This is a genomic window from Rathayibacter sp. AY2B3 (assembly GCF_002931755.1).
Lineage (GTDB): Bacteria > Actinomycetota > Actinomycetes > Actinomycetales > Microbacteriaceae > Rathayibacter.
Map to the genome: position 1 here is coordinate 1 of NZ_PSUG01000009.1, position 15,909 is coordinate 15,909.

A 15,909-nucleotide genomic window follows, 5' to 3' on the forward strand; every position below is an offset into this window, starting at 1 on the left:
GTCCCCGATGACGCGTGAGCGCTGCGAGGAGGAGGCGGGCCCCGACGGCGCCATCCACCTCGGCTCGCCCGAGACGGGCGCCCGGTGGGAGCGCGCACCGCGTCGGCTCGGAACGCGCCGAACGCCCGCCGGGGAGCGGGCGTCCGGCGGGGGTCAGCGCGCGAGCAGCTCGCGCACCCGCGGGATGACCTGCGTGCCGTAGAGCTCGATGTTGCGCATGATCGCCGGGTGCGGCAGCGTGCCGGCGCTGTACTTCAGGTCGAAGCGGTCGATGCCCAGAGCCTCGACCGTGCGCGCGATCTTCCGAGCGACCGTCTCGGGCGAGCCGAGGTGGATGGCGCCGTCGGGGCCCGCCTCCTCCTCGAAGCGCTCACGGGTCATCGGGGACCAGCCGCGCTCGCGGCCGATGGCGTCCATCATCGCCTTGTGGTGCGGGAAGTACAGCTCGCGCGCCTCCTCGTCGGTGTCGGCGACGAAGCCGGGCGAGTGCACGGCGACCGGGAGGCGGGGCTGCTCGAGCTGGTCGAGCGCGCGGCCGAAGAGATCGACGTAGGGGCGGAAGCGGGCCGGCGAGCCGCCGATGATCGCCAGGACGAGCGGGAAGCCGTAGCGGGCGGCGCGGACGACCGACTCGGGGCTGCCGCCGACGCCGATCCAGGTGCGGAGGGTGCCGTTGTCGAGGGTCGGGTAGACGCTCTGCTCGGTGAGCGCGGGGCGGGTCGTGCCGTGCCAGGTGACCGGGCCGCCCTGGATCAGGGCGTGGAAGAGGTCGACCTTCTCCTCGAAGAGGACCTCGTACTGCGCGAGGTCGTAGCCGAAGAGGGGGAAGGACTCGGTGAAGGAGCCGCGGCCGAGGATGACCTCGGCCCGCCCGCCGGAGAGCCCGTCGAGGGTCGCGAAGCGCTGGTAGACCCGGACGGGGTCGTCCGAGGAGAGGACCGTCACGGCGGAGCCGAGGTGGATGCGCTCGGTGCGGGCCGCGATCGCGGCGAGCACGACGTCCGGGGCGCTCACGGCGAAATCGGCGCGGTGGTGCTCGCCGATCCCGAAGAAGTCGATGCCGACCCGGTCGGCGAGCACCCCCTCCTCGACCACGTCGCGGAGGACCTGGCCGTGCGGCAGCGGGGCGCCGTCGGGGCCGGCGGTGACGTCGCCGAACGTGTCGACGCCGAACTTCACTTCATGCATACTCATGGACTTCTGCAACCTCCGGAGGTCGACGGCTATTCCTGCGGGCGAGGTCCGACGTCCCCGTGCAGGAGCTCGTCGGACGAGACGATCCCCGCCGCGAGCGCCGGCTCGCGGTAGGCGCGCCCGAGCGAGGCGACGGTGTCGTGCGCGTTCAGGCCGCTCGGGTTCGGCAGCACCCAGAGCGGGGAGCCCGCGACGTCCTCCTCCTGCCTGCCCTGCACCGCCCTGCGGCGTCCGAACGCGATCCGATAGGCGGTGATGCCGACCACCGCGACGGCACGGGGCCGCACCCGCCCCACTGTGGCGACGAGCCGCTGAGCGCCCTCGCGCAGCTCCTCCGCGCTCAGTTCGTCGGCGCGGGCGGTCGCCCGGGCGGCGAGGTTGGTGATCCCGACGCCGCGGGAGACGAGCTCTGCGCGGTCGGCGGCGCTCATCCCCTCGGAGACCCGCGGCGCGCGCTCGAGGATCCCGGCCGCGACGAGCGCTGGATAGAAGCGGTTGCCGGGATGGGCGAAGTGCGCGCCGGTGGCGGCGGTCCACAGTCCCGGGTTGATGCCGACGAACAGGAGGCGGACGTCGTCGCCCAGCAGGTCCTCGACCGTGCGGTCCTGGAACTCTGCGAGCTCGGCGCGGGTGAACGGCATGCGACCATCCTCCCGCGGCGCAAGTCCTCTCGGCACGAGGTCGCCGGTGCCAGCATGGAAGCATGACGAACGCATCCCAGGACCACCCGATCCAGCACGGCAGCGACGACGCCCAGCTCGACGAGAAGCTGCGCGGCGTGCTGCTGCAGGTCGCCGGCGACGCCGAGCTGCGACCGGAGGAGGACGTCGAGACCCTGCTGCGCCAGCGCCTGCGCGACACGCGGATCTCGATCTCGGACGAGGCGATCCCCGGGCTCGCGAAGCGCATCCCCGGCCTCATGCAGCGCGGGGGCGGCGACGTGAACCCCGGGGCCCGCTAGCCCGGAGGGACGGGTGCGCGCCGGGCGGCCGCTCGGCCCCGCGTCGGCCCGCGCTACTCGGGGACCGCCGGGCCCTTGCGGTGGTGGTCGAACACCAGGCTCGTGCGCGTCGAGGCCACCGCCGGGTGCGCCGACAGGTTCGAGACCACGAAGTCCCGCACGTCGTCGGAGTCGCGGACGGCGACGTGGATGATGAAGTCCTCGGAGCCGCCGAGGAAGAACAGCTGCACCACCTCGGGCAGCGCGCTGATCTCCTCCGCGAAGCGGGTGATCGCCTGGCGCTGGCCGACGCGGATGTTGACACTGATCAGCGCCTGCAGGGTCAGGCCGAGCGCCGCCGGATCGAGCTCGGCGGTGAAGCCGGTGATCACGCCGCGCTCGACGAGGCCCCGGACGCGTGCGACGCAGGTCGACGGGGCGATGCCGGCGCGCTCGGCGAGCCGGCTGTTGGGCGTGCGCGCGTCGGCGCGCAGGAGGCGCACCAGGGTCCGGTCGACCGGATCCAGGTCGTCGAGGTCGTGCAGATCCTTCGGTGGCATGCGCCCGTTCCCCCTCTCCGCCGACGAACCTTCGGCTCGTGCGCCGACTTCTGACCGATCCTGCGGAATCCCTCCGCTCCAGGCACGATCTTCGCACGATGGGGGCAGAGCCGGTGCAGGATCGGCGCCCACCGCCCGCCCCGCGGGCCGCAGCGAAGGAGCCGCCGTGCGCGTCGGGATCCCCACCGAGATCAAGAACAACGAGAACCGGGTCGCCGCCACTCCGGCCGGCGTCCACGAGCTGGTGCGCCGCGGCCACGAGGTCCTGGTGGAGGCCGGCGCGGGCCTCGGCTCCCGCGTGTCGGACGAGGACTTCCGCAGCGCCGGCGCCCGCGTCGTCGACGGACCCGACGAGGTCTGGGGCGAGTCCGAGCTGGTCCTCAAGGTCAAGGAGCCGATCGAGGCCGAGTACCCGCGGATGCGCCGCGACCAGGTGCTCTTCACCTACCTCCACCTCGCCGCCTCCCGCCCGTGCACCGATGCGCTGCTCGCCGCGGGGACGACCTCCATCGCCTACGAGACGGTCCAGCTCGACGACCGGCGGCTGCCGCTGCTCTCGCCGATGAGCGAGGTCGCCGGGCGCCTGTCGATCACGGTCGGCGCGTACCACCTCATGAGCGCCGTCGGCGGCCGGGGCACGCTGCTCGGCGGGGTCCCCGGCACTCCGAAGGCGAAGGTCGTCGTGATCGGCGGCGGCACGGCCGGCGAGCACGCCGCGGCCAACGCCCTCGGCATGGGGGCCGACGTCACGATCGTCGACCTCTCGCTCCCCCGCCTCGCGCAGCTCGAGAACCGCTTCCAGGGCGCGATCCAGACGCGCGCCTCCTCGGTCTACGAGATCGCCGCGCAGCTGGCGGACGCCGACCTCGTGATCGGCTCCGTCCTCATCCCGGGCGCCAAGGCGCCCAAGCTGGTGACCGACGAGATGGTCGCCACGATGAAGCCGGGCTCGGTACTGGTCGACATCGCGATCGACCAGGGCGGCTGCTTCGAGGGCTCGCGTCCGACCACGCACGACGACCCGGTGTTCCCCGTGCACCAGAGCGTCTACTACTGCGTCGCCAACATGCCCGGCGCCGTCCCTGAGACCTCGACCCGCGCGCTCACCAACGCGACGCTCCCCTACGCGGTCGCGCTGGCCGACCGCGGGTGGCGGGCCGCCCTGGCCGCCGACCCGGCCCTCGCCCGCGGCCTGAGCACCCACGACGGCCGGGTCGCGAACGCCGCCGTCGCCGCGGCCTTCGACCTCCCGGCCGTGCCGGTGGAGTCGCTGCTGGGCTAGGCGCCTGCGGGCGCGAGGCCGAGCCCCCCGAGGATCTCGGCGATCTCCTCGTCCGGAGCGCCGCCCACGTCGACCGTGACGTGGAGCTCGTCGTCGCCGAGGGGCTCGAGCGCCTCGAACTGCGAGTCGAGCAGCGTGGTCGGCATGAAGTGACCGACCCGCGAGGCGAGCCGCCCGGCGATCCGGTCCCTCGATCCCGCGAGGTGCGCGAAGACGAGGTCGTCGCGGCGCAGGACGTCGCGGTAGCGGCGGCGCAGGGCGGAGCAGGTCACCACGACCGAGGCGCCCGCGGTGATCCGCTGGTCGACGACGCGGGCGATCTCGGCCAGCCAGGGCGCGCGGTCCTCGTCGGTCAGCGGGATGCCTGCGTGCATCTTGTCGACGTTGGCCTGCGGGTGCAGGTCGTCCCCCTCGAGGAACTCCCAGCCGAGTCGGCGCGCCAGGAGCGACGCGACGGTCGACTTGCCGCTGCCGGAGACGCCCATGACGACGACGGCGCGGACGGGGACGGTGGGAAGAGCGGTCATCAGATACCTCCTACGAAGAGACCGATCAGGAGGACCCCGGCGAGCCCGGTCACCGAGACCAGGCACTCCATCACGGTCCAGGTCTTGAGGGTCTGGCCGATGCTGAGCCCGAGGTACTCCTTCACCAGCCAGAAGCCGGCGTCGTTCACGTGCGACAGGAACACCGAGCCGGCGCCGATCGCGAGCACCATGAGGGCGACCATCGGCCCGTCCATGGTCTCGGTCAGCGGCTGGAGGATCCCTGCGGCGGTCACGGTGGCGACGGTCGCGGAACCGGTGGCGACGCGGATCACGACGGCCACGAGCCAGGCGAGCAGGAGCGCCGAGGCGCCGCTCCCCTCCGCGAGCTGGGCGACCACTCCGCCGATCCCGGTGTCGACGAGGACCTGCTTGAAGCCGCCGCCCGCGCCGACGATGAGCAGGATGCCCGCGATCGGCGGCAGCGAGCTCGAGAGCGAGGCCTGCAGCTCGGTGCGGTTCATCCGGCCGCCGCGGCCGAGCAGGACCAGACCGGCCAGGAGCGCGATCCCCAGCGCGATGGTCGGCGTGCCGAGGAAGTCGAGGGCGCCCTTCCAGGCGTCGGAGGAGTCGGGAGCCGCGATGTCGGCGATCGCCTTGCCCAGCATCAGCACGACCGGCAGCAGGATGCTCGCGACGGCGGCGGCGAAGCCCGGGCGGTGCTCGCGCGTCTCGCCCGCTCCCTCGCCGAAGAGCGGCGGCGTCTCCACCGGCGCCCAGCGGGCGGCGACCCGGCCGAAGAGCGGGCCGGCGACGACGACGGTGGGGATCGCGACCAGGACGCCGAACGCGAGGGTCACGCCGAGATTCGCACCGAGCGCGTCGATCGCGACCAGGGGGCCGGGGTGCGGCGGGACGAGCCCGTGCATGACCGAGAGGCCGGCGAGGGTCGGGATCGCCACCTTCATCAGCGGCAGGCCGCTCCGGCGGGCGACCAGGATCACGACCGGGATCAGGAGCACGAGTCCGACCTCGAAGAACATCGGCAGCCCGATCAGCGCGCCGACGAAGCCCATCATCCAGGGCAGCGCCCGGGTGCTCGAGCGGGCGATCAGGGTGTCCACGATGCGGTCCGCCCCGCCGGAGTCGGCGAGCAGCTTGCCGTACATCGCGCCGAGGCCGATGAGGATGCCGACGCCGCCCATGGTGGTGCCGAAGCCCAGCGCGAAGCTGGCGACCGCGTCCGCCGCCGCCAGGCCCGCGATCAGGCCCGTGGTCAGCGCTCCGATCAGCAGGGAGACGAAGGGGTGCAGCTTCAGCCAGGTGATCAGCACCACGATCACGGCGATGCCGACGACGGCGGCGAGGATCAGCTGCCCCTGCCCGGCGGTGGTGGCGGGTGCGTCCCCGGCGGCGGCGTGGAGGGCGGGGAGGAGGGTCGGTGTCATGAGCGTCCTTGGTCGAGCCGAGGGCCAGCGGTCGGCTTTTGTCCGACATAACCTGCGTGTGTCCCGATCATGCCCGAAGATCGGGCGGGGCGCGACTCCGGCGGTGGCAGGATGACCGCATGCCCGCGCCGACGCCCTCGCTGCACCACTCGGTGCTGGACGAGCTCGGCTCGCAGATCGTGCGCGGCGAGCTCGCGCCGGGCACCACCTTCAGCGCCGACGAGCGGGCGGAGCGGCGCGGGGTCTCCCGCTCGGTGATGCGGGAGGCCGTGCGTGTGCTCGAGACGCTCGGGCTCGTGACCTCCCGCCGCCGCGCGGGGACGCGGGTACAGCCTCCGGAGTGCTGGAACGCCCTGGACACGCGGGTCGTCGCGTGGGGCCTCGACGGCCCGGACCGGCGGCGCCAGCTGCACCAGCTCAGCGAGCTCCGGCTCGGGGTGGAGCCGCTGGCAGCCCGGCTCGCCGCGGCGAACGCGACCGAGGAGCAGCGTCGGGCGCTCACGGAGGCGGGCGACGCCCTCTCGACGCACTCCCGCGCAGCCGACCAGTCCGCCTACCTCGCCGCCGACACCGCCTTCCACCGCTCCCTCCTGGCGGCGTCCGGCAACCGGATGCTCGCGCAGCTGGGTGATCTGGTCGCCGAGGTCCTCGCCGGCCGCACCCGCAACGCGCTCATGCCGCGCGAGGCCGACTCCACGGCGGTGCGGCTGCACCGGGCGGTGGCCGCCGCCGTCGCCTCGGGGGACGCGGACGCTGCGGAGGCCGCGATGCGCGCGATCGTCGAGGAGTCGGACCAGGCGGTTCAGGAGAGCTGACGGGGTTGCACCCCCGCTGCGCCGCGCGCACAGTGGAGCGCATGGTCGAGGGATACACGTCCGCGCAGGTGCGGGCCGCCGAGGCTCCGCACCTGGCCCGGCGGGAGCCGCTGATGCAGCGCGCCGCCGACGGCCTCGCCCGCGAGCTGCGGCTCGTGCTCGCCGGGCGCACCGACCGCTCCCGTCCGGGCTCCGTGCTCGTCCTGGTCGGTCCGGGCGACAACGGCGGAGACGCGCTCTACGCGGCGGCCGAGCTGTCCGCCTCCGGGACCGACGTCGTCCTCGTCCTCACGGCCGAGCGGGTGCACCGCCGGGGCCTCGCTGTGGCGCTCGACGAGGGCTGCGGGCAGGTGTCCGCCGACGACGCGCGCGGCCTCGCGGCGGCGGTGGCGCGTGCGGACGTCCTGGTCGACGGGATCCTCGGCATCGGAGCGACGGAGCCGGCGCTGCGGGGCCGGCCGCGCGTGGTCGTCGGGGCGGTGCTCGACGCGCTGGAGCGGCGGCCCGAGCGCCCGGTGGTCGTCGCGGTCGACCTGCCGAGCGGCATCCATCCCGACGACGGGTCGGTCCCCGATCCGACCGTGCTGCGCGCCGACGTGACGGTGACCTTCGGCGCGATCAAGGCCGGTCTGCTGCTGCCCCCGGGCGACTCCTACGCGGGCCGCCTGCGCCTGGTCGACATCGGCCTCGGCCCGGACCTGATCGGAGTGGAGCCCGCTGTCCGCGAGTGAGCGGTGGGCTCAGGACGGAGCGAGCAGGTGCGCCTTCTCCGGGTGCTGCTCGAACCACTGGCCGACGTACCAGCACATCGGGACCACGCTCCGGCCGCCGGACGCCTCGATGTCGTCGACCGCGAACGCGACCAGCTCGCCCGCGAGGCCGCGGCCGCGGAAGGGCGGGGTCGTGAAGGAGCGGACGAGGGAGACGCTGCCGGGCGCCTCGCGGAAGTCGAGGACGCCCACCAGGGCGCCGTCGAGGTGGAGCTCGTAGCGCGACGCGTCGTCCGCCCGGCGGAAGTCCTTGGCCATGCCTCCAGAGTAGGACGGCCCGGGCGGATCAGGCCTCGTCGCCGAGCATCTCGCCGTCGACGTAGAGCCAACGGCCGTCCTCGCGCAGGAAGCGGCTCCGCTCGTGCACGAGGCCGGGGCCCGCGGCCGAGCGGTAGGAGGCGCGGAACTCGACCAGTCCCTCCTCGTCGCCCTCCCCGCCGAACGAGGTGTCGACGATCTGGAGCCGGCGCCACTGGACGTCGGGGTCGAGGTCGATCCGGCGCGGCCGGGTCGAGGGATGCCAGCTCGCGAGCAGGTAGGGGGCGCTGCCGAGGACGTTCGCGCTGTAGCGGCTGCGCATCAGGCGCTCCGCCGTCGGCGAGGGCTCCTCGCCGAGGTGGGCGGGGCGGCAGCAGTCGGCGTAGTGGCGGCGGCTTCCGCAGGGGCAGGAGTCGGCGGGGTGCATCCGGCCAGTGTGACAGGCGGCGCGGCGCCCCCGGCTCGGCCGGCTCCGGCGAGCGCCCGGACTCCCCGCGCCCGCCAGGTGTGCATCCCCTCCACATCCGCTCCGTTGCCTTGAGGGTCCCGCCGGATCGCGGCAACGTGGCCCCCTCATCGACCACGGACGGAAGGAACGACCCGATGCTCACGCTCACCGACAACGCCAGCACCGTCGTCAAGACCATCACCGGGCAGACCGAGACCCCCGTCGAGGGAGGCCTGCGCATCAGCGGCACCGATCTCGACGCCCGCAACTTCGCTGTCGCGGTCGCCGCGGCCCCCGAGTCGACGGACGCCGTCGTGGAGCAGGACGGAGCGCGCGTGTTCCTCGACGTCGCCGCCTCCGTCGCTCTCGGCGACAAGGTCCTCGACGCGCAGGTGGACGAGGGCGGCTCGGTCAGCTTCGGGATCGCTCCGCAGGACTGACCCCGACGACCGGGAGGCCGCCCCCACCGCACTGCGGGAGGGCGGCCTCCGTCGTCCCCGGGATCAGGAGAGGACGTCGCGGGTGGTGAAGCGGCCGATCGCGAGCGACCCGAACACGGCGACGTAGGCGAGCTGGAGCAGGGCGCTCTCGCCGAACGAGCTCCACGCGATCGGGTCGCGCAGGAGATCCGCGAAGTCGAACCACCGGTCCGTCAGCAGGAACGGGTGGAGGGCGTCCAGCTGCGAGAGCGAGCCGACGATCTGCGCCGCGATGGAGACGACGACGGTGGCCGCCATGGCGCCGACCGGCACATCCGTCAGCGTCGAGATGAAGAGGCCGATCGCCGAGAGCCCGACCAGCGAGAGCGCCGCGTACACGGCGATCGCCAGGGCCCGGCCGATCGCGTCGCCGAGCGGGACGGTGCTGCCGGAGAGCAGCGTCACCGGTCCCGCCGGGAAGAGCGCCAGCCCGATCAGGATCCCGACCACCATGACGGTGAGCGCTGCGGCGAGGCAGAAGGCGAGGGAGGCGGCGAACTTCACCGCGAGCAGCCGCACCCGGCCGACGGGGCTGACCAGCAGGTAGCGCAGCGTCCCGAGCGAGGCCTCGCCCGCGATCGCGTCGCCGGCGACGACCCCGACCGTGAGCGGGAGGAACAGCGGCACGGCGACCGTGATCGCGGCGAAGCCGGTGAAGAGGCCGTTGCCGGCGATCGCTCCCACGAAGGACGGTCCGCCTCCGTCGCCGCCCGAGAGCCGCACCGCGACGGCGAGCAGGATCGGGATGGCGGCCAGGGCCGCGAGCAGCGCCCAGGTGCGGCGCCGGAGGAAGAGCAGGGCGAGCTCGGAGGCGAGCAGCGACCCGATCCCTGAGCGGCGGGCGGTCGCGTCAGCGCTCGACATCGAAGCCCTCCCCGGTCAGCTCGACGAAGCGCTCCTCGAGTGAGGGGCGGCGGACGGCGAAGCCGCGGACGCGGACGTCGGCCTGCACGAGGTCGGCGACCAGCGTCTCGGCCGCGAGCCCGGGCGACAGAGCGGCGACGACCAGCGGCGGATCGGCGGGATGCGGGCCCGGCGCGATGCGCGGCTCCAGACCCCGGGTGTGCAGGGCCACGATCGCGCGCTCGCGGTCGGGCGTCAGCAGCTCGACCGATGCGGCGTCCCCGCGCAGCTCGTCGAGCCCGCCCTGGGCGACGAGGCGCCCGGTGCGCATGACGGCGGCGTGGGTACAGAGCTGCTCGATCTCGGCGAGGAGGTGGCTGGAGACGAGGACGGTCGTGCCGTCCTGATTCAGCCCGCGCACGAGAGCTCGGACCTCGCGGGTGCCCTGCGGGTCGAGGCCGTTCGTGGGCTCGTCTAGCACGATCAGGTCGCGCGGCGAGAGCAGGGCGACCGCGATGCCGAGCCGCTGCTTCATGCCCAGCGAGTAGGAGCCGACCTTCTTGCGGGCCGCGGCCGAGAGACCGACGCGGGCGAGGGCCTCCTTCGCGCGGGTGTCGCGGGTGCGGGACGAGGTGCCCGCCTCCGCGGCGTCGAAGCGCCGGAGATTCGCCGCTCCGGAGAGGAACGGGTAGAAGCCCGGCCCCTCGACCAGCGCGCCCACCCGGGGCAGGACCTCGGCCGCGCGGCGGGGCATGGCCTGCCCGAGGACGGTGATGCTGCCCGCGGTCGGCGCAGCCAGGGCGAGCAGCATCCGGATCGTCGTGGTCTTGCCCGAGCCGTTCGGGCCGAGGAAGCCGAAGACGGCACCGCGAGGGACGGCGAGGTCGAGACCGGAGACCGCCTCCTGGCGCCCGAAGCGCTTGGTGAGGCCCCGCGTCTCGACCGCGAGCTCGCCCGCCGTCACCGAGCGGAGGCCGCGTCGCGGAGCGTCTCGGCCGGGACCGCACCGGCGAGGACGCGTCCGTCGTCGGTGACGAGGACGGTCAGCAGGGCGGAGGAGAGGAGGCGGCCGCCGTCGACCGGCGTGGTGACCGCGTCGAGCGAGGAGAGCGCGTCGGTGTCGCCCGCGGGCAGCTCGACGACGCTCGTCCAGCCGGAGCCCGAGGTGATGACGTCGGAGTGCCCGGCGGTGTCCGGGGCGGAGACGTCCGGGGCGTCCGTCGCGTCGTCGACCGGAGCGGCCTGCTCCGTCACCTCGGCTCCGACCGGGGGCGTGAAGGAGAAGAGGGACGAGTCGGGCGTCGAGAAGTCGATGCTCGTGTACGCGACGCTGAACGCGGGAGCGGTGCCCCCGCGAGCGGTCACGGCCACTCCGAGCGGGAGGCCCGTCTCGCCGTCGACCGAGACGGTCACGGAGCCCACCAGGGTGCCGCTGTCGCGGGGCGTGAGCACGAGCTCGTACGCGTCGCGCCCGGCGACGCTGACGTCCGAGCCGACCGCGACCGTGGTCGTCGGGTCGATCGCGGCGAGCAGCTGCTCGGCGGCGGACGAGGGCGTGACGACCTGGTCGCGCGGGGAGGCGTCGGGGGCGCCGCCCGCGGGAGGCGCGAGGTGGGTGGCGGTGTTCGCGCTCGAGTCGTAGATCCAGACTCCGTCGGTCGTCGAGGCGACGACGTCGCGCTCGGCCAGCCGGTCGAGCACCTGGAGGCGCGCACCCTTCTCGGCGTCGACGTACACGCGCGCCTGGTGCGAGCCGGTGGCGAGCTCGACGAGGGAGTCGGCGGGGTCGTCGGACGCCGAGCCCGCAGAGCCGCCGAGCGCCGAGAGGTCGGGCAGGCCGAGGTCGGAGGTCTGCTGGATCTCGCCGGAGAACGCCGTGGTGCCGCTCTCGGCGACGAAGGCGAGGAGGTCGGCTGCGGACTTCTCGGGGAGGTCCCCTGCGGCGCTCGCCGAGAGGGGGAGGGCGACGGCCGCGGCGACGACGACCGCGGGGACGACGGCGACGGGCGTCCAGCGCTTCCAGTCAATGCTCATGCCGGGAACGCTACGCCTCGAATCTCCGCGGCGGGCCCGGAACATCCCGGTCCACAGCCTTCCGGAAGGGGGTGCGGCCGGACACCGCGGCCGGGATGATCAGGGCATGGACCTCCCGTTCGCGCTCCCCCTCGCCCCGATGCTCGCCAAGGCCGTCCCGGCGGTGCCGGAGCAGACCGCCGTCGCGGGCGGATACTCCTACGAGCCGAAGTGGGACGGGTTCCGCGCGATCGTCTCGGTCGCCGGCGGGGAGTGCGAGATCGGGAGCCGCGGCTCCAAGCCGCTGACGCGGTACTTCCCCGAGCTCGTCGAGGCCTTCCTCCGGCTGCTCCCCGACGGCTGCGTGCTCGACGGCGAGATCGTCCTGGCGACCGGTGAGCCGGGAGCGCAGCGGCTCGACTGGGACCTGCTCTCGCAGCGCATCCATCCGGCCGCGAGCCGCGTGACCGTGCTGGCGGAGACCACCCCGGCGATGCTCGTCGCCTTCGACCTGCTCGCCGTGGACGGGCGCAGCCTGCTCGAGGAGCCGTACTCGGCACGGCGGGAGGCGCTCGCCGCGGTGATGGCCGGCGTCACGCATCCGCTGCACCTCGGCCGCACCACGGACGACGAGGCCCTGGCACGCGACTGGCTGGAGCGCTTCGAGGGCGCAGGACTGGACGGCGTCGTGGCGAAGCCCCTGGCCGCGCCCTATTCTCCTGGGAAGCGCGCCGTGCTCAAGGTGAAGCACCACCGCACGGCAGACGTGATCGCGATCGGGTACCGCGAGCACGCCTCCAAGCCGGGCGTGGGCTCGATCCTGCTCGGCCTGCACGGCGACGACGGAGAGGTCCGCCAGGTCGGCGGGACGTCAGCCTTCAGCGACGAGCGTCGCGTGCAGCTGCTGGAGGAGCTCGCACCCGCGGTGGAGCGCGACGCGGAGGGAGTGCCGGTGCGCGGCGAGGGCGAGCGGAGCCGGTTCTCGAGCGGCCGCGACACCTCCTTCGTGCGCCTGCGTCCCGAGCTCGTGCTCGAGGTCCGCTACGACCAGCGCGAGGGCGACCGCTTCCGGCACACCGTGCAGTTCGAGCGCTGGCGACCGGACCGCGACGCCGCCTCCTGCACCCTGGAGCAGCTGGAGCAGCCGACCGCGTACGACCTCGGCGACGTCCTCGGCTAGACCTTCTTCGCGCGGCTGGGCTGCACGCGCGGCGGCTCGCCCGGCATCTTCGGGAAGTCGGGCGGGAACGGCAGCTCGCCCAGGCCCGCGGCGACATCGCGCTCCCACCAGCCGAGCAGGGCGTCGAGGCGGCCGGAAGCGTCGTGCATCCGGGCCCACGGGTCGCCGCGCTCGGCGAGGCGCGCCGGGACCGTGCGGATCGTGAAGGCCCGCGGGTCGACGCCGTCGAGCTCGTCCCAGTCCAGCGGCGTGGAGACGGGAGCGTGCGCGAGCGGCCGCGGGCTGTAGGCGCCGGCGATCGTCCGGTCGCGGTTCGCCTGGTTGAAGTCGACGAAGATCCGCTCGCCGCGCTCCTCCTTCCACCACGCCGTCGTGACCTGCTCGGGCATCCGCCGCTCCAGCTCGCGCGCCGCGGCGATCACCGCGTGGCGCACGTCGAGGAACTCGTGCTCGGCGAGGATCGGCGCGAAGACGTGCAGGCCGCGGTTGCCGGACGTCTTCACGAACGGTTCGAGGCCGGCCTCCCGCAGGACCTCGCGCAGCGCGTGCGCGGCGACGACCGCGTCGGCGACGTCGGTGCCGGGCTGGGGGTCGAGGTCGATCCGCAGCTGGTCGGGCAGGTCCGGCGCGTCGGCGCGGGACGCCCACGGGTGGAAGACGACGGTGTTCATCTGCGCCGCCCAGACGGCGGCCGCGGGCTCGTCGATCACGAGCTGCGGATGCACCCGCCCGCTCGGGTACGTCACCGGGACGGACCGGACGTACTCGGGTGCGCCCTTGGGCGGGTTCTTCGAGAAGAACTGCTCGCCCTCGATCCCGGAGGAGAAGCGCTGCAGCGAGACGGGGCGGCCGCCGTTCGCCGCGACGAAGGCCTCGCCGACGGCGATCAGGTACTCCGCGACCTCGCGCTTGGTGATGCCCGGCTCGGGGAAGAGCACGCGCTCAGGGCTCGAGATCCGCACCTCCCGCTCGCCGTGCGGTCCGGGGACGGTGAGGACGACGGCGTCGCTGCTGGGCATCTGCTGAGGCTAGCCCGCGGCGCCGCCCGGCGACAGGGGTCCTCCGGGGCGCCTCCGCAGCCGGATCGGGCCCTTCGCGCGAGAGGGGTCGACGACCTGTCCGCCCTGCACGATGTCGATCTCGCCCCGGTCGACCAGGCGACGAGCGGCCCGGCGCACCGGCTCCATCAGCGGCCGCCACTCCTCGCCGCCGACCCGGCGCGCGACCTCGGACGGGCACGCCGTCGACGACGCCGCTCGCGCGAGCAGGACGGTGCGGATCTCCTCCTCGAGGCGCGCCTCCTCCGGACCGACTCCGCGACGGCGGCAGGCGTCCGAGCAGTAGCGGACGTCCTCCCAGTCGCGCGCCCACTTCGCCCGCCACTCGATCTCGCGACCGCACGAGGCGCAGGTCTTGCTCTCGGGGTGCGCGGTGGACGTGCGCTGACGGTGGGCCATGCCCTCGAGTCTGCGGGCCCGGAGGGGCGACGGCGACGGGTTGCGCTCAGGGCGAGCAGCGGGTGTGCGATCTGCAAGACTCGGTTCCATCTGCAGGACTCCGTGCCGTCTGCAGGACTCCGTGCCGTCAGCAGGACTCCGTGCCGTCAGCAGGACTCCGTGCCGTCAGCAGGACTCCGTGCCGTCAGCAGGACTCCGTGCCGTCAGCAGGACTCCGTGCCGTCTGCAGGAACGATCTGCAGGACTCCGCGCGGTCTGGAGGGACGATCTGCAGGACCCCGTGCGATCTGGAGGGACGATCTGCAGGACCCCGTGCGATCTGCAGGAACGATCTGCAGGACCCCGTGCCATCTGCAGGAACGATCCGCGGGCCCCGTACGATCTGCAGGATTCTGTACGATCCGCAGGACTCCGTGCCGTCTGCAGGGAAGATCTGCAGGCGAACCGGCCTGCGGCAGACAGGATCATGCGGCAGAGATCGCTCTCTGCGCACCATCGCCTGCAGATCGCACCGGGTCCTGCAGATGGCACGGGGACCTGCAGATGGCACGGGGACCTGCAAATGGCACGGGGACCGGCAGATCGCACAGGGCCCTGCAGATCGCACGGGCGAGCAGCCGGTGGCGGACCGGCACCCGCGGCCCGGGGTCGGCGTTCACGGAGGTCGCGGCGTCATACTCCGCAATGGGGCGGCCCTCCCCCAGCCGGTGCGCCAGTCTGGAGGGGCCGTGCTGCGGCGCGACGGCGGGCCACCACCCCGTGCCGCACCCTCGATCGATCAGGAGCCTCCGATGAGCCGCGAGAACCTCGCCACCACGCCGGACCGCGAGCCGGAGCACCGCGCCTTCGCCGGACTGTCTCCGGAGGACTTCAAGCTCGCGTTCCGCAACCACGCCGCCGGAGTCGCGCTGATCACCGCCGACCCGGGCACCGGCCCGGTCGCCCTGACCGCGACCTCCGTCTTCTCGGTGAGCGCCGAGCCGCCGCTGTTAGTCTTCTCGCTCTCCTCCGCCTCGTCCAGCTCTCCCGCCATCCAGGCGTCCGAGACACTGGTGGTGCACCTGCTCGGGGCGGAGCAGCTCGACCTGGCGCGCCTGGGGTCGACCAGCGGCATCGACCGATTCGCCGACACCTCGCTCTGGTCGCGGCTGCCCACGGGCGAGCCGTTCTTCCCGGGCGCGGCCGCCTGGATCCGCGGCACGGTGATCAACCGGATGGAAGCGGGATCGTCGACGATCGTCGCCGTGCACGCCCTCGAGGCCCATGTGCCCGAGGGCTCCCAGTCAACTGCTCCCCTCGTCTACCACAACCGCACCTGGCACCACCTCGGCGAGCACTCCCGCCTGGGCTGAGGCGCGCCACTCCTCAGAAGTCGCGGTAGGCGCGCTCGACAACCGCAACATTCGCTAACTCGCGGGCACGCCTCCCAGAGGCACCGTCCCGGCTGCGCGAGAACGCAGAAGTCGTCGTCGAGTACGACAACTCTCGCGTTCTCGACGGGCGCGAACCCGTCTGCCCACGGGCAGACCGCCGACTCTCCACACGGTGCGGTAGTGGCACGCGACTTTCGCGTACTCGCGGGCTCGTCGGCGGGAAGGCGCTGACCTGCGCCCGAGAACGCAGGAGTTGTCGCAGTCGGACGTCGAGGACGACAACTCCTGCGTTCTCGACGGCCGGAGGACGTCCTCGCGCCGACGGGCCGCCCACACTCCAGAAGTCGCGGGAGTGGGACGCGAC

19 protein-coding genes are annotated in these 15,909 nt (G+C 73.6%); 7 read left to right on the top strand and 12 right to left on the bottom strand.

The annotated features are described in order from the left end of the window. Positions 1–153 precede the first annotated feature (153 nt). Positions 154–1,188: an LLM class flavin-dependent oxidoreductase gene (locus C5C24_RS04385; protein WP_104304393.1), complete on the bottom strand. Its 1,035-nt coding sequence runs from the start codon at positions 1,186–1,188 to the stop codon at positions 154–156. Positions 1,189–1,223: 35 nt separating this feature from the next. Beyond that, entirely contained in the window at positions 1,224–1,835 is a 612-nt protein-coding gene (locus tag C5C24_RS04390; RefSeq protein WP_104304394.1) for a mismatch-specific DNA-glycosylase, read from the bottom strand. 62 nt (positions 1,836–1,897) lie between these two features. On the opposite strand from C5C24_RS04390, the gene C5C24_RS04395 reads away from it, so the two are divergent. Then, positions 1,898–2,155: a hypothetical protein gene (locus tag C5C24_RS04395; RefSeq protein WP_104304395.1), complete on the top strand. Its 258-nt coding sequence runs from the start codon at positions 1,898–1,900 to the stop codon at positions 2,153–2,155. Positions 2,156–2,208: 53 nt separating this feature from the next. Here the strand turns inward: C5C24_RS04395 and C5C24_RS04400 are convergent, their stop codons facing one another. After that, complete coding sequence (locus tag C5C24_RS04400) at positions 2,209–2,694, bottom strand: Lrp/AsnC family transcriptional regulator (RefSeq protein ID WP_104276469.1); 486 nt, start codon at positions 2,692–2,694, stop codon at positions 2,209–2,211. Positions 2,695–2,860: 166 nt separating this feature from the next. On the opposite strand from C5C24_RS04400, the gene ald reads away from it, so the two are divergent. Then, positions 2,861–3,976, top strand: a complete 1,116-nt coding sequence (gene ald, locus C5C24_RS04405) for an alanine dehydrogenase (protein ID WP_104276470.1) — start codon at positions 2,861–2,863, stop codon at positions 3,974–3,976. Here the strand turns inward: ald and C5C24_RS04410 are convergent. Both C5C24_RS04410 and C5C24_RS04415 read right to left on the bottom strand, forming a co-directional pair. Then, positions 3,973–4,503 (bottom strand): gluconokinase, encoded by a 531-nt coding sequence (locus tag C5C24_RS04410; RefSeq protein WP_104281217.1) that lies wholly within the window; start codon positions 4,501–4,503, stop codon positions 3,973–3,975. The genes ald and C5C24_RS04410 overlap by 4 nt on opposite strands. After that, a complete protein-coding gene (locus C5C24_RS04415; protein ID WP_104304396.1) occupies positions 4,503–5,909 on the bottom strand; it encodes a GntP family permease in 1,407 nt (468 codons plus the stop codon). The genes C5C24_RS04410 and C5C24_RS04415 overlap by 1 nt, the downstream gene beginning before the upstream one ends. Before the next feature lie 119 nt (positions 5,910–6,028). Between C5C24_RS04415 and C5C24_RS04420 the strand changes: the two genes are divergently transcribed. Together C5C24_RS04420 and C5C24_RS04425 are read left to right on the top strand one after the other, a co-directional pair. Further along, positions 6,029–6,724, top strand: coding sequence for a FadR/GntR family transcriptional regulator (locus C5C24_RS04420; protein ID WP_104304397.1), 696 nt, complete (start codon positions 6,029–6,031; stop codon positions 6,722–6,724). 41 nt (positions 6,725–6,765) lie between these two features. Further along, complete coding sequence (locus C5C24_RS04425; protein WP_104304398.1) at positions 6,766–7,455, top strand: NAD(P)H-hydrate epimerase; 690 nt, start codon at positions 6,766–6,768, stop codon at positions 7,453–7,455. Positions 7,456–7,464: 9 nt separating this feature from the next. On the opposite strand, the gene C5C24_RS04430 is transcribed toward C5C24_RS04425, so the two are convergent. Both C5C24_RS04430 and C5C24_RS04435 read right to left on the bottom strand, forming a co-directional pair. Further along, entirely contained in the window at positions 7,465–7,752 is a 288-nt protein-coding gene (locus C5C24_RS04430) for a GNAT family N-acetyltransferase (RefSeq protein ID WP_104276475.1), read from the bottom strand. 28 nt (positions 7,753–7,780) lie between these two features. After that, positions 7,781–8,179 (bottom strand): YchJ family protein, encoded by a 399-nt coding sequence (locus tag C5C24_RS04435; RefSeq protein ID WP_104281214.1) that lies wholly within the window; start codon positions 8,177–8,179, stop codon positions 7,781–7,783. 176 nt (positions 8,180–8,355) lie between these two features. On the opposite strand from C5C24_RS04435, the gene C5C24_RS04440 reads away from it, so the two are divergent. Then, positions 8,356–8,640: a hypothetical protein gene (locus tag C5C24_RS04440; RefSeq protein ID WP_104281213.1), complete on the top strand. Its 285-nt coding sequence runs from the start codon at positions 8,356–8,358 to the stop codon at positions 8,638–8,640. Positions 8,641–8,703: 63 nt separating this feature from the next. Here the strand turns inward: C5C24_RS04440 and C5C24_RS04445 are convergent, their stop codons facing one another. The 3 genes from C5C24_RS04445 to C5C24_RS04455 are packed head-to-tail and all read right to left on the bottom strand — an operon-like array spanning position 8,704 to position 11,556. After that, positions 8,704–9,543: an ABC transporter permease gene (locus C5C24_RS04445; protein ID WP_104281212.1), complete on the bottom strand. Its 840-nt coding sequence runs from the start codon at positions 9,541–9,543 to the stop codon at positions 8,704–8,706. Next, entirely contained in the window at positions 9,530–10,486 is a 957-nt protein-coding gene (locus tag C5C24_RS04450; RefSeq protein WP_104304399.1) for an ABC transporter ATP-binding protein, read from the bottom strand. Before C5C24_RS04450 ends, C5C24_RS04445 begins: the two co-directional genes overlap by 14 nt. Next, complete coding sequence (locus C5C24_RS04455) at positions 10,483–11,556, bottom strand: DUF2092 domain-containing protein (RefSeq protein ID WP_104304400.1); 1,074 nt, start codon at positions 11,554–11,556, stop codon at positions 10,483–10,485. The genes C5C24_RS04450 and C5C24_RS04455 overlap by 4 nt, the downstream gene beginning before the upstream one ends. Before the next feature lie 106 nt (positions 11,557–11,662). Between C5C24_RS04455 and C5C24_RS04460 the strand changes: the two genes are divergently transcribed. Further along, the gene (locus C5C24_RS04460; protein WP_104281210.1) at positions 11,663–12,715 is read left to right on the top strand and encodes an ATP-dependent DNA ligase; all 1,053 of its coding nucleotides are present in this window, start codon (positions 11,663–11,665) and stop codon (positions 12,713–12,715) included. On the opposite strand, the gene ligD is transcribed toward C5C24_RS04460, so the two are convergent. Beyond that, complete coding sequence (gene ligD, locus C5C24_RS04465; RefSeq protein ID WP_181118463.1) at positions 12,712–13,734, bottom strand: non-homologous end-joining DNA ligase; 1,023 nt, start codon at positions 13,732–13,734, stop codon at positions 12,712–12,714. The genes C5C24_RS04460 and ligD overlap by 4 nt on opposite strands. Positions 13,735–13,743: 9 nt before the next feature. Beyond that, positions 13,744–14,172 carry a DUF2256 and DUF3253 domain-containing protein gene (locus tag C5C24_RS04470; protein WP_104233370.1) on the bottom strand — a complete coding sequence of 143 codons (429 nt, stop codon included), beginning with the start codon at positions 14,170–14,172 and terminating at the stop codon, positions 13,744–13,746. Between the two features lie 791 nt (positions 14,173–14,963). Here C5C24_RS04470 and C5C24_RS04475 point away from each other — a divergent pair. Continuing rightward, positions 14,964–15,524, top strand: a complete 561-nt coding sequence (locus tag C5C24_RS04475; RefSeq protein WP_104304401.1) for a flavin reductase family protein — start codon at positions 14,964–14,966, stop codon at positions 15,522–15,524. Positions 15,525–15,909 lie beyond the last annotated feature (385 nt).

Coding starts and splice junctions, on each gene's coding strand:
- C5C24_RS04425 (WP_104304398.1), top strand. CDS start 6,766: ATGGTCGAGGGATACACGTCCGCGCAGGTGCGGGCCGCCGAGGCTCCG.
- C5C24_RS04470 (WP_104233370.1), bottom strand. CDS start 14,172: ATGGCCCACCGTCAGCGCACGTCCACCGCGCACCCCGAGAGCAAGACC.
- C5C24_RS04445 (WP_104281212.1), bottom strand. CDS start 9,543: ATGTCGAGCGCTGACGCGACCGCCCGCCGCTCAGGGATCGGGTCGCTG.
- C5C24_RS04460 (WP_104281210.1), top strand. CDS start 11,663: ATGGACCTCCCGTTCGCGCTCCCCCTCGCCCCGATGCTCGCCAAGGCC.
- ligD (WP_181118463.1), bottom strand. CDS start 13,734: ATGCCCAGCAGCGACGCCGTCGTCCTCACCGTCCCCGGACCGCACGGC.
- C5C24_RS04440 (WP_104281213.1), top strand. CDS start 8,356: ATGCTCACGCTCACCGACAACGCCAGCACCGTCGTCAAGACCATCACC.
- C5C24_RS04385 (WP_104304393.1), bottom strand. CDS start 1,188: ATGCATGAAGTGAAGTTCGGCGTCGACACGTTCGGCGACGTCACCGCC.
- C5C24_RS04400 (WP_104276469.1), bottom strand. CDS start 2,694: ATGCCACCGAAGGATCTGCACGACCTCGACGACCTGGATCCGGTCGAC.
- C5C24_RS04475 (WP_104304401.1), top strand. CDS start 14,964: ATGAGCCGCGAGAACCTCGCCACCACGCCGGACCGCGAGCCGGAGCAC.
- C5C24_RS04455 (WP_104304400.1), bottom strand. CDS start 11,556: ATGAGCATTGACTGGAAGCGCTGGACGCCCGTCGCCGTCGTCCCCGCG.
- C5C24_RS04420 (WP_104304397.1), top strand. CDS start 6,029: ATGCCCGCGCCGACGCCCTCGCTGCACCACTCGGTGCTGGACGAGCTC.
- C5C24_RS04430 (WP_104276475.1), bottom strand. CDS start 7,752: ATGGCCAAGGACTTCCGCCGGGCGGACGACGCGTCGCGCTACGAGCTC.
- C5C24_RS04410 (WP_104281217.1), bottom strand. CDS start 4,503: ATGACCGCTCTTCCCACCGTCCCCGTCCGCGCCGTCGTCGTCATGGGC.
- C5C24_RS04435 (WP_104281214.1), bottom strand. CDS start 8,179: ATGCACCCCGCCGACTCCTGCCCCTGCGGAAGCCGCCGCCACTACGCC.
- C5C24_RS04390 (WP_104304394.1), bottom strand. CDS start 1,835: ATGCCGTTCACCCGCGCCGAGCTCGCAGAGTTCCAGGACCGCACGGTC.
- C5C24_RS04395 (WP_104304395.1), top strand. CDS start 1,898: ATGACGAACGCATCCCAGGACCACCCGATCCAGCACGGCAGCGACGAC.
- C5C24_RS04415 (WP_104304396.1), bottom strand. CDS start 5,909: ATGACACCGACCCTCCTCCCCGCCCTCCACGCCGCCGCCGGGGACGCA.